Origin of the sequence: Proteus cibi (assembly GCF_003144405.1) — a bacterium.
Taxonomy (GTDB): Bacteria; Pseudomonadota; Gammaproteobacteria; order Enterobacterales; family Enterobacteriaceae; genus Proteus; species Proteus cibi.
Genome location: NZ_PENW01000007.1, coordinates 106113 through 121988 on the forward strand (window position 1 = coordinate 106113; position 15876 = coordinate 121988).

The window sequence follows — 15876 nt, forward strand, 5'->3', positions numbered from 1 at the left end:
TATTTTACCTAATAATTATCTCGCAACAATATAGTGAGTTAATAGTCAGAATAAGATAACGTTAGAAATTAATATTTTGGCGTTAAGATAATCATTAAGTAAAACCTACAAACTTTAACGCCAATATTAATGTGCTTCGATTTCTTGTTTGTTAATCATACCAATAATATCAACACGAATATTTCGTGTATCCGCTCTTCCTTTATCGTCTACTGCGCGAATACGATAGCGACCACTCTCTTTGGGATACCACTCTATTGATCGCTGATTTGTACTATTTCCTAAATAAGCATCATCAACAAACCAATAAATAATATTGCTGTCATTATCTGTTGTTGCATTAAATACAATTGATATATGTGGTGATGAAGTGCGTCTTAAAGTATAAGTGGTATTACGTAATGGCGATAATATACGAGGAGGTATTCCCGTCATAGCCATATCCCCATTTTTACAATGAGCAGTAGAAGGCGGTGTTCGCTTTGGTAGCCCAGCTTGAGCAAATACGTTAGCTAAATCAGAAGGCCAATATTCAAAAACTTCAATCTTAACCTGATCTTCATTATAAGGAGGACAAACAACTTCTCCCGTCACTTTATCAATTGCTAGAGGCCGATAAATTGTATCAACTTTAATTGGTGATTTTCCGGGAATAAACCATGTTTTACCTTTACGTTGGCACCATGGCGTAGGCAAATGACCACTCGCCAAACAAATATCGACTTGTTTAATATTTTCAGGAAATTTAAATTTTGGCTCTTTTAAGTTCGGATAATCAGCAACAATATTATCTATAATGTTAAAAAATAGAGGGGCAGCGGCTTCAGCGCCAATTAATGCACTATTCCCTTTACCATCAAAATTACCTATCCAAACAACTAAAACATAAGGTCCAAAAATTCCACTACTCCATGCATCTCGAAATCCCCATGATGTGCCCGTTTTCCAATAAATCGGTAATGTCATGGATTTTTGTGCCAAAGTATCATCAGGTCTTCGATGTTGGCTTAACATATCCAGTGTAATAAAGCTCGCTTCTTCACTTAATAACTGAATAGGTTTAGCAATAGCATCTGTACTTTGCATTCTTAACGGTTTAAGTTGACCTCGATTGGCTAATATTGCATAGAGCTTCGCTAATTCTTGTACTGTAATTTCACCGCCCCCTAACACCAAAGATAGACCGTAATGTCTCTCACTCGCCATATTGCTGATACCTGACATTTGTAGAAACTGGTAAAGCGTCGGATTTTTCAATTGAGAGGCGATCGACACTGCGGGGATATTTCGGCTGTAATTTAACGCTTGAGTGGCAGAAATAGGCCCTAAAAAACGTAAATCAAAGTTTTCTGGCGCATAACTACCAAAGGTAGAAGGTACATCTTTTAAAATTGTTCGAGGATGTAAAATCCCTTGTTCTAATCCTAATGCATAGATAAAAGGTTTTAATGTTGACCCCGGTGAACGCTTCGCATTAGTACCATTAACTTGCCCATGAATATCAACATTATAATAATCAGCCGAACCAACCAACGCTTTAACGCCCATATCTCGTGTATCAACCAGGATCACAGAAGCATTTTTAACACCTAGGTGTCTATTTCGTTCAATAAATGCATCAACTTGTTTCTCAACTAAGAGTTGTAATGGAAGATCAATCGTTGTGACGATATCTGTGGGTTTTCTTGGATTAAACTTTTCCTGTTTTTCAATTTGCTCGATAAAATGAGGGGCGATATAAGGCATTTTTTCCGGCTGACGTAGTCGAAGTGGCAATTGAAACAGTGCGGATAAATCAGCATCGCTAGGATATTCTTCCAACCAATAATCATAAAGCTGATTACGCGTTTTCATCAAAGAAAGGCTAATGCCGTCACTATTTGGCTCGATTCGATAACTCGGTGATTGAGGTAATACAGCAAGTGTTAACGCTTCCGGTAATGTTAATTCTTTAGGATGTTTATTAAAATAAATTAAGCTTGCAGCACCAATGCTCTCTATATTTCGTCCATAAGGAGCGTAGTTAAAATAGGCTTCTAAAATATCATGTTTTGAATAACTGAGTTCTAATTGAATAGCGCGTAATACCTGAACTAATTTACCCCCTACTGTACGTGTATTTAATTGCCAGTGCATACGAGCCAGTTGCATGGTAATTGTCGAACCACCTTGCAATCGCTCACCATAAACATAACTAACAAAAAAACCTCGAATTAAGCTGTAAGGATTAAATCCAGCATGATAATAGAACCAGCGATCTTCATATCGCATGGCACTATCTATCATCAAGGGCGCAATATCCTCTAAATCTGTCCACAACCGATAGCGCTCATCATTAGCCAGTGTTAAACGGAGTAAATTTCCATTGCTATCATAATATGCCGTTGAAGATAAAAAACCTTCTGATAATGCTGGGTGTGGAAAAAGGCGAAATCCCACACAAAAGAGGGCGATTAAAAAGCCCCCCATCAATATATTTTGTAAAACTCGCTTGCTTCTCGTCATTCTAAAGCAACCAGAAACACGCGTCTGAAATCCAAACTAATTTCATTTTACATTGCCATTATTTTGCATCGGTTTATTGACAGTCATAACGCCTTTACCAATCGCTAATGCTTGTATTTCCCTGTCATACATAGCTTCTGCAAATGCTGGCGGTATAGAAAATATTCCCGAATTAGTGGCTTTAATTTGGTAAACAAACTCTTGTACTTGTTGAGTTGCAGTACCATAAATAATGACGCGATCTTCTCGAATATCACTGTATTCTGGTGACCAGCGAGTGCCTTTAGTACCCGTTGGCGATAACCATTCGACTTCTGGGTTATCCACATCATCCATTGATTGTTGTACGGCTTCAAAACCACCGGGAAGTAGGTCCACCAGCACAACATTATTCACACCTTGTTTTGCATTCGCTCTGATTTTTATATGTACATAAAGCTTTTCACCTAAGGTTGTACTATTAACAACCTCACCTTTTTCATTCACGTAATCACGAGAAATTTCTAATCCTCGTGAAAGTGCTTCTTTAGGTTGTTCGCTATCAAAACCAGATTGTGTGACAACATACCAAGCCGCATTATTCGTTGGATTATTAAATAAGATCTCTTTAATACCCGCTTTAAACTGACCTATCGCTGTGGCATTTGTCATAGAGGAAATAACAACAGGTGGGTTTTCACCACTTTTGACACTCACGGTTAATGGTTGTGTCGGTGTTGTCATATTTTGGATCTGTTTAGTGTAATGCTCTAATGCCAAGATACTCATTGCCGAGGATTGCGTGGTATAGCGCTCATCCTTAAAGCTCATTACCATATTTTCCAGTAGTTGTGGCGGAATATCTCCCGCTTTTTCGGGGAAGTGTTTCACAATCAAATACAGCCTTGTACTGTCTTGGATCAGGGGATCTAAATAGTTATGTGACCACCACGCTTTGCTATAAGCTTTGCTTAGCTCTTGCCATGTAGGTTTTAATAATTCATCTGCTTGTTTATCCATTTTCAGCATTTTGTAAGAAGCCGCTAAATATAAAGCGCCTAAGTCACTCTGCCATGTTTTTGGATAATTTTTTTGCATTCGCGTTTGAATAGCCGCAATTTCTCCCGTAGTCACCTTACCTTGACGTGTTAATAAATAAACAGCAAAAGCACGCATTCTAAGTTCATCTTGATTATTTAATCCGGCATTGACGGCAAGCTTAGTTAAATATTCGTTGGATGACCGTAAAAGTGTTTCAGATACAGGGTAATTCGCTTCTTGTGCCTCAATTAAAAATTGAACAACATATAAAGTCACAAATGGATCAGTCGATGGCGTTGAACGCCATGTTCCAATGGCACCTTGACCATTTTGACGAGTCAGTAGTGTCGCCATAGTCTGTTCAAGCTGAGTATTAATTTTATCTTGTGAATATATCGCCTTCATTTCAGGATTACGTTGGTGGAATAACAACGGTATTGCCTGACTTGTTATTTGCTCTGAACAATTATAAGGATAATTAGCAAGATATTGTGCCAATGCACTGCTTAGTACTAAAGGCGAGTAAGAAACACGCGCATCCCTTTTCGCATATTCATCATACATTTGTCGAATATACGTCACACTCTGCTCTTTACCATCCATACGCCCTAAGCTTGATTGAGTACGATAAGCTGAAGCTGGGCGAATAGAGAGAGCCACTGTCCTTTGAGTAACTTTGCCGTCAGTATTCACTGAAAATGTAATAGCGCCATTGCCCAATTGTGATTTGGCTTTCAATCTAAAGGAAACTACCGTTTCTTTTTTCTCACCTAATGTCAGTTGATAACGGTTCTGTCCGATAACCTCTAATTGAGGGTCAGGTGTTATCGTCACATCGAGTTTTGTTGCAACACCATTAAGATCACTCAGGTTATTTGCAATACCTAAAGTGACATCAAATTCATCATTAGGTGCCACAGTTGTAGGAATATGAGGACTTAATACAAAGTCATCGCGTACAGTCGTATAGCGTTGCGTATTCCCAATACGATTTGGTGTTACAGATACTGCCATGACTCTTATTTTGCCATTAAAATACGCTGGCACTTTGTAGTTAAAAACCGCTTCGCCATCGACTTCCGTAATACCAGACCAATAAGCAACAGGCGCTTCTTTCTTACGCTTAAATGGATTCAAATAGAGGTCAACACCTTCTCCCGCATCCCCCCCCGGCGCTGAAGCCAGTGATATCATTTTGCTAAATTCCGGCAGAATAAGATCCAGGATTTGCGTGCTTTCAACTTCTAATGCGCGTTTACGGAAGAAGTAATCCAATGGATCTTTTAATTTATATCGAGCGACTTGCAAGATACCTTCATCAACAGCAAAAACAGCAACTTGTTGTGAGATATCTGTTTTTACCGTAATCGGTAAGGTATCACCCGGTTTAATAACATCCGGTGACTCTAATTCGATTTGGGCTTGGAAATTTTCACGGCTGACTTTAAACGGCACCACCCCATAACTAAGTGGACTCATGAATATTTCATCAGAGTTTATATCTCTAACAAATTGAACATTGATGTAGCCATTACCTTCCAATTGCGCAGGAACTCGGATTTTTTGTACCGAATTTGTTGTTGATGATGTAAACCATTGCCAAGAATACACTTTGTCCCTTTCTATCGTAATAATACCGCTACCAACATAAGGGGCATTGATGGCAATTTCGATCTCTTCACCAGCTTTATATGTATCTTTATTTAAAGTGAGCTGTAACTCTGCTTCGCGATCAAGTGAACGAGTCACATTTGCATGACCTGCAACAGTATAATTAATGCGATTAAGTACACTGCCCTCTTTATTTTTGACTAATAATACAAAGTTCCCTGGTGTTTGTGTTTCTAATGCAAAAGAGCTTCCATTCTCATCAATAGAAAGTGGGACATCATCAATAAACACTTCTTTGAGTTTAGATTGATATTTATAAACACCCGAATTTTGTCGAGTTAAAACAGAGAGGTATTTTTGCTCATAGCGTTCTAACGTTAATGCCTCTTGAGCAATTTGCTTTAATGTTGGATCAATCACAATAAACTTGAGGTTGCGCTGTGCATTTTGATTAATATAGTCAAGCGTCCCATCTGCTTTTACACCAATCAGATAATCATGAGGAGATACCATAACACGCGCAGCTGCCGTCACAGAACGACCACTCCCCGCATCAAACGCTTCAGAGATAAGTTGTAATTGATAAGTAGCATCATCATAAGATGTTAACCCTAAATCAATCTCAGCGCCCCCCTCTGCATTCGTTGTTGTTTCTTCTAAATCAGTTTCAAAGCTGTCGTGATTACGACGATTTTCATAAAAACGATAATCAGAATAGCGTGAAAAATTAGGATAAATAGGTCTTAAGGTTAATTTGGAAACAACACGTCTATCTTGTGCTGGAGTGCCAAATAAATTTTGTACATCTATTGAAGCTTTTAATTCAGATGGTTTCACCCATCCTTGTTGCCTATCTGGCGTCAGATTGAGTGCGACTTTAAGTAAGTCGGGTTCAAACTCTTTAACCACAACCGTTGTACTGCCTAATAAACTGGCATCTTCATTATTTTTACCGACTAAATAGAGATAGATATTCCAATCTCCAGTAGGCGAGTTTTCTGATGTGGTATAGCTTAATTCGTTGAAACCAAACTCGTTTAATACCATAGATTGATTGAACATCAATGTATTACGAGGATCTCGAATTTCAACGCGTAAAGGTATACCTTCAAGGGCTGTTTTCCAGTCAAAAGTACGAGTAATTAGACCGATATTGAAGGTTTCACCCGGCCGATAAACGCCTCTATCAGAAAATAAGAAACTATCGAGAGTACGAGGGTCTCTTGGAGTATCATCACCAAAGATATCAAAGCGAGAAAGGCTAAGTTGTCTATCGTAATAAGCATTTGTTGGTAAAAACGAAATATCACCCTCTTTTTCAACTAAAAAGAGAACGGCGGTCTGCTCATTTCTAAAATCTTTAAGATTAGGGAAAGCGACATGACCATCAGTGCTCGTCGTTTTACTCAATAACGTTGTTCCGTTTTTAGCAATAACAGAGACTTTTGCATCGCTAACAGGCGCACCGTTATAAATAGATTGTACGAATACATCTCGAGAACCATCAATCGATGATTTAGCAATGATCCCTAAATCGGTGACAACAACAAAGCGTGTATCAGAAACTTCGTCATCTTCATCATACTCTTCGTCTTCATCGTCTGCTCTTGATGCTTTATTCGGTTCCCAAGAAGTCAGTTTTAATAAAAATATTCCACGCTTAGCATTAGGATCAGCAGATAAATAACGACTTAAATCAATACCTTTATATTGAACTTCACCTTTATTTTCATTATTTAGTGCTGTTTGATACGTAAAATGCTCAGTAAAATATTCATCATTAAGGCGGTTAAAGTTTGTCGATGTAAAATATTTATCTTTAAAAGAAACGATGTGTTGTAACTGACTTGGAATAACTCGTTTTATATCAAGTTGTAGCCCCGGTAGATTACGAGCAGAAACAGTGATCTGCTTATCGCCCGTCATAGAAAGCAAAGCACCTTCAGAAACAAAGTTCAGCATTTGCGGATAATCAGGCACACTGACAATTTGATAACGATCTTCTTTTAATTGGTATCCACCCACAGATATTATCCCTCTAGGGATTTTAACTAATATGTGGCGATAAGCTGGCGCATTGTATTTAAAAGCAAAAGTAGCTTGATTTTCTTGTTCATTATCATTCATCTCAAGCGTTAGCTTCTCTGACTGAGCAAGAATAGTTTTACTGACATCATTCAGGTTCCAATCGTAATAATCGTCTTCATCTTGGCGAATGTCGGTATTTTCTAATTCTAAATTGTGTTGAGGCAATAACCATGCAGACACTTCATTTTTTATCTCTTTTTCATTTAATTCATCACTTAATGAAATAATAAGTACCCGCGCATCTTTTCCATTTTCAGACTCAACCAGTTCACTTTCTATATTGGAAACATTAAGGCTATATAGACTCGGGATCTCAACATGATATGTTTTTTCTTTTGATGTTGTATTAGCAGTTACTGTTGTCGCAATACCCGGTTCAATTTTAAGGAAGACCTTACTATTAATATCTTTTAACGCTAATTGTTCAGAGTGAACCCAAGCCGTTAATTTTTTATTATCGTAATTGATGGCATATTTCAGTTTTTCATTATCGCCATATCTCATTGAAAGGCGCTTTTCAAAACTCTGAATATCGACAGGAGCATTAAAAGAGATCTTGATTATGGCATGTTTTTGAGATGGGTTTTGAGGATCTTGATAAAACTCACTCTTTCCTAAGCTGTAATCGAAAGGTGTTGTTTTAAACTCATACTTGTTTGATTTTAATGAAAACTGTGGTGCTAATAATTTAGTTTCATCAAGCTGAATTTTATATTCACTGCCCATCGCAAAAGGCTTTTTGGCTGTAAAAACAAGGGTTGAGCCATTTTGCCACTGCCAGTTACCTTCAATCGCCGGTGTTAAAGTCACACCTTCAGTTACTTCTTTATCAATAAGCGTAATCGGTGCCGCAGAGCGAGAAAAAGATAAAATGATTTTCTGTGATTGCGGGTTATCATTGGCATAATCGATTTGTGCTGGCGCTATAAGTTTCACATTAACATTTTGTACAATGACGGGCGCAACATCGATAGGAACAGGTCGATTGAGATAACTGTGATAACCGTAATAGCTGCCAAATGATGCAAAAATAAGAAAGATAATAGAGCCTAATGCGGTTTTAGGGTGACCGACTATACCATTTTCAATCTTTCGCAAATGGCGGGTAACAAAGTCAATCCAAATGGGCGTACTCCATTGTATTTGCCCTATGAATGGGCTGAGTATCTTCTCTAAAAGACGAATACAAAAAACAATGATCCACCCCAATAAACGGAGCAGTTTAAAAGGGAGGGAAAGTAAAAAACGCAGTACGTCCATATAGATAGTCCTATATTGCACTGATAAAAATACATTTTCTTATCAGTAAAATTTAGCCAAAGAGTAAAATAAATAGTGCAATTTTAATAAATTAAGGTTCTAAAATAAGAATGAATACTTATCATTAACTTATAATTTTTATTATATAAAGATAGATTACATCCTTAATCTTTTTTTCCTAGCATTCCACTCTATTTCAAGACTCTTCTGAGCATCAGTTTGGCTCATCTTTTTCTAACAATCATTTAATGTTTAATAAAACAAAGTAAAAAAGATAAATTTTGCGAGGAAAATCGCACTATTAAAGTGCGATTTACATTTTTATAGCGTAAATATTATTTTGCTATTAGCGAGTTATAATTCTCTATCAAGTATTTATATTTATTTGAAATCGTATTAATGCTAGTTGATATATCTTTATTCTCATTGAGTTTTTTCTCTAATACTTTTAACTCAATCACAAGTTGTTGGTATAATTTCAAATACTCTTTAACCGAATAATCCGTACCTTTCATATTTTCTTTATTCAACAATGCTTCATTACCAAATACTTTTCCTAATTCAATTGATTGTTCTTCAATTTTGGTAATTGCAGCAGAGAGTGCAGCCACATCAACTTTATCGGGATTGATTGAATCAAGTGTATTGGTTACTGTATCCAAGGATTGCATAATTTGATAACGAACAACGAAGCCTTCTTTTTTCACTAATTCAAGCTCTTCAATATGCATTGCTTGGTAATAGTTTTCATATGCCTCAGCGGCTTTTTCTTTCTCATCGACGAGTTTGGCGTAAGCATTTTTGACCTCTTCATACAACGTATTGGCTTGTGCAAAATCATCTAGACGATAAGTCTCCTTTACAACCAGATAATCACCAAGTTTCAATAATTTTCTATATAAATCAACATAACTTTCGCCATAAGCATTACCTACAGTATCTAATTCTGGAAGTGTAGGAGAAAGCGTTTTCATAAATTCAAAAGATTCTTGAGCGCGTTCTGCACCTGATTCACTCAAATGCATAGAGAAAGTACTTCTTACTGACATGATAGAACTACTTGCTTTCATTCTCTTTATTTGATCAGTTTCAGTCTCAAGCACTTTAAAAGGTGTGATATCAATGGTTTTACCTTTGTCAGAACTTAAACTTGTTAAAACTGTTTTCGTATTATCTAAAAGATTAATGTTAATTGTGCCTGAAATTCTGCCCGTTTTTTTCTGTATAATGGTGCCAAAATCTTCGTTAAACGTGGCTAACCACAAATTACCTTTTTCAATTTTTTGACTAAATAAAGCTTCATCAGATTGTGTATTTTTTGAATCAGGCTTAGATTGTGTTGTTTGCTCTGTTTTATTTTTATCTTGCGATGGTGTTCCTGTATTCGAATTTTCATTTGAATTATCACAACCGACTGCTGATATTAACAAAAGACTTATTATCGATGCCAATATGCTCTTTTTCATAATCCCTCATTATATTATTAAGTAATCAACTCGCTATAAACTATAATGAGTTTAATAATTAATGACTATTATTTATTAAATTAATTTGAAATATCGCAACAATACTCTTTATAAGAGTATTAAGAGCTGATTGATAAGGTATATTTACTTAAATATAACGTTATATATTTATAAATATTTTTTAAAGAGTTTAGCGATACCCTATATTAGCTATTTTTAATTCCTTCTTTTAACGTTTGGACAATAAGCTTTAATATAAAATCAATAAAGCAGGTACTATCACTTAATTTGTCAGCTTCACCCAATACTCGATAATAATTATCTTGATGTTGCTGGATACGTGTTTCAACAGGCAACCAAGCTAACTTAGCACGCCATTTGCTTAAAATAACAGATTGCCATTATCGCTCCATACGACCATTTCCATCCATAATTGCAATGACTTGCTTAGTGGATAAGCTATTTTGCTCTCTCGCTAAAGAGATTTGAATGGTACGAATACGGTTTTCTTTACGTTATTGTAGTGATTATAATTATTTCGCTTTCGGTCTAAAAAGATATTTGTATCATTAAAACAACTGACTGAAACCTTGTGATATGATCGTGCAAAGCTTGTGAAATAGAACGAAATGCGGTGTTACAACAGATTTTCACAAATAACTCAAAATTCAATACGTTAAGACAGACAACAACATGACTGACATCCAACATTTAGACTCCCACACACCAATGATGCAACAGTATCTTAAGATTAAAGCAGAACATCCTGAAATCTTACTGTTCTATCGTATGGGTGACTTTTATGAACTGTTTTTTGATGATGCTAAAAAAGCCTCTCGCTTATTAGATATTTCATTAACAAAACGAGGTCAGTCTGCTGGTCAACCGATCCCTATGGCAGGTGTTCCTCATCACGCCGTTGAGAACTATCTCGCTAAATTGGTGCAATTAGGCGAGTCTGTCGCCATTTGTGAGCAAATTGGTGATCCTGCAACCAGTAAAGGCCCTGTTGAACGCAAAGTTATTCGTATTGTTACACCAGGTACTGTCACTGATGAAGCCTTACTTGAAGAACGCCAAGACAACCTGTTAGCAGCTATTTGGCAAGATAAAAATGGCGCATTTGGCTATGCGACGTTAGATATCACATCCGGACGTTTTCGTGTTACTGAAATGCCAGATAATGAAAGCATGATTGCCGAATTACAACGCACCCATCCAGCCGAATTGCTCTATCCAGAAACCTTTGAGTCGATGGCGCTTATTGAGCGTCAGCAAGGTCTACGTCGTCGCCCTATTTGGGAATTTGAACCAGAAACAGCAAGACAACAACTGAATCTGCAATTTGGTACTCGTGATTTAACCGGCTTTGGTGTTGAAAATGCACATTTAGCACTCTGCGCTGCAGGGTGCTTATTGCAATATGTGAAAGATACACAACGCACTGCATTGCCTCATATCCGTAGCATCACGATGGAACGCCCTCAAGATTCAATTATTTTAGATGCGGCAACTCGTCGTAATCTCGAATTAACACAAAATCTTGCAGGGGGTACGGATAACACACTCGCATCAGTACTTGATCTTTGTGTTACCCCAATGGGAAGCCGTATGCTGAAACGTTGGATACACTCGCCTTTACGCCAACGTGAACAACTTATCAAACGACAAGATGCAATTAGTGCATTACAGCCTCTCTATTTTGAACTGCAGCCTTTTTTACGCCAAGTTGGTGATTTAGAGCGTGTATTAGCGCGTTTAGCATTACGTTCAGCACGCCCTCGTGATCTTTCTCGTATGCGTCACGCTTTCCAACAATATCACGATATTCATCAAGTGCTTGAACAAGCCGATATGCCTTACATTAAAGAATTACAAAAGCGTATTAGCCAGTTCGATGAATTATGTGAATTACTTGAACATGCCATTGTCGAAACACCGCCTGTCTTAGTCCGTGATGGTGGTGTTATTGCTTCTGGCTATAATGCCGAATTAGATGAATGGCGAGCATTGGCCGATGGTGCAAGTGATTACCTTGATAAACTTGAAGTCCGTGAACGTGAAAAATGGGGTATTGATACACTGAAAGTAGGCTTTAATGGTGTACATGGTTATTACATTCAAGTCAGTCGTGGACAAAGCAATTTAGTCCCTATGCATTATGTTCGTCGTCAAACGTTGAAAAATGCTGAACGGTACATCATTCCTGAATTAAAAGAGTATGAAGATAAGGTATTAACTTCAAAAGGTAAGGCATTAGCTATCGAAAAAATGCTTTATGAGGAGATTTTTGAAAAGCTATTACCTCACCTTACCGCATTACAAATTAGTGCTGAGGCTTTAGCTGAAACAGATGTTCTCTCTAACCTTGCAGAACGTGCTGAATCATTAAATTATACTCGCCCAGAATTGAGTGAGAAAACAGGTATTCAAATCACAGGGGGACGTCACCCTGTTGTTGAACAAGTCCTTAGCGAACCCTTTATTTCAAACCCATTACAATTAGCACCTCAGCGTCGCTTATTGATTATTACAGGCCCTAATATGGGGGGGAAAAGTACTTATATGCGCCAAGCCGCATTAATTACGTTACTTGCTTATATAGGGAGCTTTGTACCCGCTGAAAAAGCCTTAATTGGTCCGGTCGATCGTATCTTTACGCGTGTGGGGGCTTCTGATGATCTTGCTTCTGGACGTTCTACTTTTATGGTTGAAATGACAGAAACTGCCAATATTTTGCATAACGCAACGGAAAATAGCTTGGTGTTAATGGATGAAATTGGTCGAGGTACATCCACTTATGATGGATTATCTCTAGCTTGGGCTTGCGCTGAAAACTTAGCAAATCGCATTAAAGCAATGACACTCTTTGCAACCCACTATTTTGAATTGACGACCTTACCAGAGAAATTAGAAGGGACAGCAAATATTCACTTAGATGCCGTCGAACATGGTGACACAATTGCCTTTATGCATAGCGTCCAAGAAGGTGCCGCAAGTAAAAGCTATGGTTTAGCCGTAGCATCATTAGCGGGCGTACCCAAAGAGGTGATCCGTCGCGCTAAACAAAAATTAAAAGAGCTTGAAATGCTATCAGGTAACTCTGGCTCCGGTCATGTTGAAACATCACAACTGATGTTATTAACCGAAGCCGAGCCTTCAGAGATTGAATTAGCATTGGATAAAATCGATCCTGATGCACTAACACCTCGACAAGCCTTAGAACAACTTTATCGTTTAAAAGAGATGACAAAATAAGTCATAATGATAAAAATGAAACATGGCGCTATGTTTATTCCACAGCGCCATTTTTATAACATTTAATCAAAGGAGAATACTTACTTTAATTAATTAAAGCATGGCTATATTTTAAACGTTCACCGAATAGTAACAACGTATCTTCATCACCATAGCGTTCAAATAAACGAATAAATACAGACAATGCTGGATTAAACATCATATCATCAGTAACTTTTTCATAATATGCATAACTTTTTGTTTTAAATGAGAAAACTAACGTGATTTCATCATCATTACGACCTCTATTTAAAATTAAAGAATCATGACTTATCATCAAACCACTTAAATATTTATAGCCACTTTCATAGAAAGTCATTAAATTCCCATCAATTTGACGCCGAACAACAGAATAGAGATCTCGATAAGCATGTTGAGTAATCAGATAGGTGTCGCCTTTATCATTTTGAGCCACTTCTTTAACTCGCAATGGTAGCCAACGTGTTTTTGTCACTTCTTTATTGACTAAATTTAGCGTGATTTCTAACGTGTTGGTTGTGTAATGATGATTGTAAAAGATAACAAGAGAATCACCTGAAAGGGCATAATGAAATTGTGTAAACTCACCAAAATCTTCGGCATAATACTGCTTCACCAAATCTTCTGTATTAATAGCATATTCCCAACTTTCCCCGTCATCTAAACTTGTCATTATCGTTTTATTATCAACTAATACTAATTGCGATGTTGCCTCTGAATATAATAGTTTTCCACCAATAAGCGCTAAAGGGAAACGATAATAACCATTTTGATTCTCTTGCCAAGGAATTAAATCATCAAGCATAAATTTGGCTAAGTTCATCACTTGCCGTCCCTGCTCTGTAAATAAAACACATTTTTCAGTAATACAATAAGCGTTATAAAAGCTACCTTGACCTTGTGATACAAAGCGGGTGCCTTCTTTATCAGAAAAGTACAGTGTATATTTTCTCTGGTTATCTTGGCGATGAAGTCGCCCATAAATATCGACGTCATATCGCCCCTGATCGGATTCGGTTTTAATTAGAATGCCACTTGGTGCATTAAAAGTTTGACGCCAATCATAACGAGAATAAGGATATGAAGATAACTCAGGAGAGTCTTCATTTTTCCATTGCCACTTAGAGGCAAAACCATGAAAAAGCACACCATAAAAAAGCAGTAAGCTTAAAATAAATAAGCTAGTAATAATAATGAAAGGCTTACGGAAAAAAGGATTCATTGACTTAACTCCGTAATATAAACCGTTCTTTTATTTTCAACACATTGCTGTTGAAGTAAAAAATAGGTTTGATAACTACTATTCCCTTTTTGGGATAACAAAATATAAAGATTTGAAAATAAGGCAATTAAAAAAGCAAACCCGGTGATAATAGAGCTGAAGATGATCCCCATTCCTAAAAAGGTATCACCAATAAAAAACCAATCCCATTTATCCCAATAATTACCATTATCGTAAACATCTGAAATAGACAAAATAGTAAAAATTGAGAAAATAAAGGCACTGATTAATCCTGTAATTAACAACGATAAACGCTTAGTGCGTTGATGCCCAATATACATTTGTCCTGAAATTGAATAAGCGCCATTATCTGTATGATTATAAACGCCCAAGACAATAGGTCCTGAGTTCTTATCTTCAGCCTGCCAAAAAAATAATTCAACATCATCACCATCAGCAAGAAACAAATTATGATCAGAATAAAATAAGCGCTCTCTATAACTGAATACAAAAGGATGTTTATCAATTAGACAGGATATTTGCATTATTACAGTTTCGCTATTGCGGGAATGTATTTTTATTCTATCAACATGATGAAGTTTTATTTTTCCTCTAACTCGTTGTACCTTGTTGTCTTTTATATGAAAAGTTGGATTTTTACGAGTAATACGTTTTGGCAATGAAACTGTTTTTATGTGTGGAATAATCAGTTGTTCGCCATCAGGCGCAATGATATCTTGCTTAGCGATAACGTTATCTAACGCCTTTATTCTCTTTCTATGTTTCGGTCTGGTACGCTGAAAATAGCGATAGACTTTCTCTCCGATATAACTCACCCCGACCATTACAGCACCAAATGAAATCACCATGGAAACGACGATAAGGAAATTAACGTCTAGATAGAGCAGTGAATAATAACTCCATCCCCCCCCTATTACGGTAAGAATAAACGCAAGTAATAACCATTTTTGTTGTTTTGCTGTTAGTGTGAATTTTCTTTCAGGCTCAAGCCTTCCTTTTGTATCATGATAAATCCATTGCACCCAGAAACTGCCATCTTTCAATAACTCGGCACAGATTTTAAGCTCATCATCTTGTTTTAGTNTCAAGCCTTCCTTTTGTATCATGATAAATCCATTGCACCCAGAAACTGCCATCTTTCAATAACTCGGCACAGATTTTAAGCTCATCATCTTGTTTTAGTCGTTTAAGAAAATCTTGAGAATTAGCAAAATCAGCGTCATTGAGATAAAAGTTTTTACCTGATGCGATTAATCTCACCATACCTTTCGGAGAGATCTCACTTTGGTTAAAATCGCAACGTTCTAATTTAACGTTTAAAAAATAATCTTTCATATCTTCCTTTATCACTTTCATCAGGCTAACGAGGTGCAAGACTGCGTTCTTGTTTTATCGTTTTGAATCGCA

At 36.9% G+C, this 15876-nt stretch carries 6 protein-coding genes; 1 reads left to right on the forward strand and 5 read right to left on the reverse strand.

Features of this window, described 5'->3' with window-relative positions; translation table 11 throughout:
• Positions 1-126: 126 nt before the first annotated feature.
• The 4 genes from pbpC to DK865_RS18600 all read right to left on the reverse strand — a co-directional run bounded on the left by pbpC (position 127) and on the right by DK865_RS18600 (position 10306).
• Positions 127-2505, reverse strand: a complete 2379-nt coding sequence (gene pbpC / locus DK865_RS02455) for a penicillin-binding protein 1C (protein ID WP_109391096.1) — start codon at positions 2503-2505, stop codon at positions 127-129.
• A 42-nt stretch (positions 2506-2547) separates the two neighbouring features.
• Positions 2548-8484: an alpha-2-macroglobulin family protein gene (locus DK865_RS02460; RefSeq protein WP_109391097.1), complete on the reverse strand. Its 5937-nt coding sequence runs from the start codon at positions 8482-8484 to the stop codon at positions 2548-2550.
• A gap of 335 nt (positions 8485-8819) precedes the next feature.
• A complete protein-coding gene (locus DK865_RS02465) occupies positions 8820-9950 on the reverse strand; it encodes a DUF3829 domain-containing protein (protein ID WP_109391098.1) in 1131 nt (376 codons plus the stop codon).
• Between the two features lie 206 nt (positions 9951-10156).
• Positions 10157-10306: a hypothetical protein gene (locus DK865_RS18600; protein WP_162556601.1), complete on the reverse strand. Its 150-nt coding sequence runs from the start codon at positions 10304-10306 to the stop codon at positions 10157-10159.
• Positions 10307-10643: 337 nt separating this feature from the next.
• On the opposite strand from DK865_RS18600, the gene mutS reads away from it, so the two are divergent.
• Positions 10644-13208: a DNA mismatch repair protein MutS gene (mutS, locus tag DK865_RS02470; RefSeq protein WP_109391099.1), complete on the forward strand. Its 2565-nt coding sequence runs from the start codon at positions 10644-10646 to the stop codon at positions 13206-13208.
• Between the two features lie 85 nt (positions 13209-13293).
• On the opposite strand, the gene DK865_RS02475 is transcribed toward mutS, so the two are convergent.
• Positions 13294-14448 carry a hypothetical protein gene (locus DK865_RS02475; protein WP_109391100.1) on the reverse strand — a complete coding sequence of 385 codons (1155 nt, stop codon included), beginning with the start codon at positions 14446-14448 and terminating at the stop codon, positions 13294-13296.
• Positions 14449-15876 lie beyond the last annotated feature (1428 nt).

Coding starts and splice junctions, on each gene's coding strand:
- DK865_RS02465 (WP_109391098.1), bottom strand. CDS start 9,950: ATGAAAAAGAGCATATTGGCATCGATAATAAGTCTTTTGTTAATATCA.
- DK865_RS02460 (WP_109391097.1), bottom strand. CDS start 8,484: ATGGACGTACTGCGTTTTTTACTTTCCCTCCCTTTTAAACTGCTCCGT.
- mutS (WP_109391099.1), top strand. CDS start 10,644: ATGACTGACATCCAACATTTAGACTCCCACACACCAATGATGCAACAG.
- DK865_RS02475 (WP_109391100.1), bottom strand. CDS start 14,448: ATGAATCCTTTTTTCCGTAAGCCTTTCATTATTATTACTAGCTTATTT.
- pbpC (WP_109391096.1), bottom strand. CDS start 2,505: ATGACGAGAAGCAAGCGAGTTTTACAAAATATATTGATGGGGGGCTTT.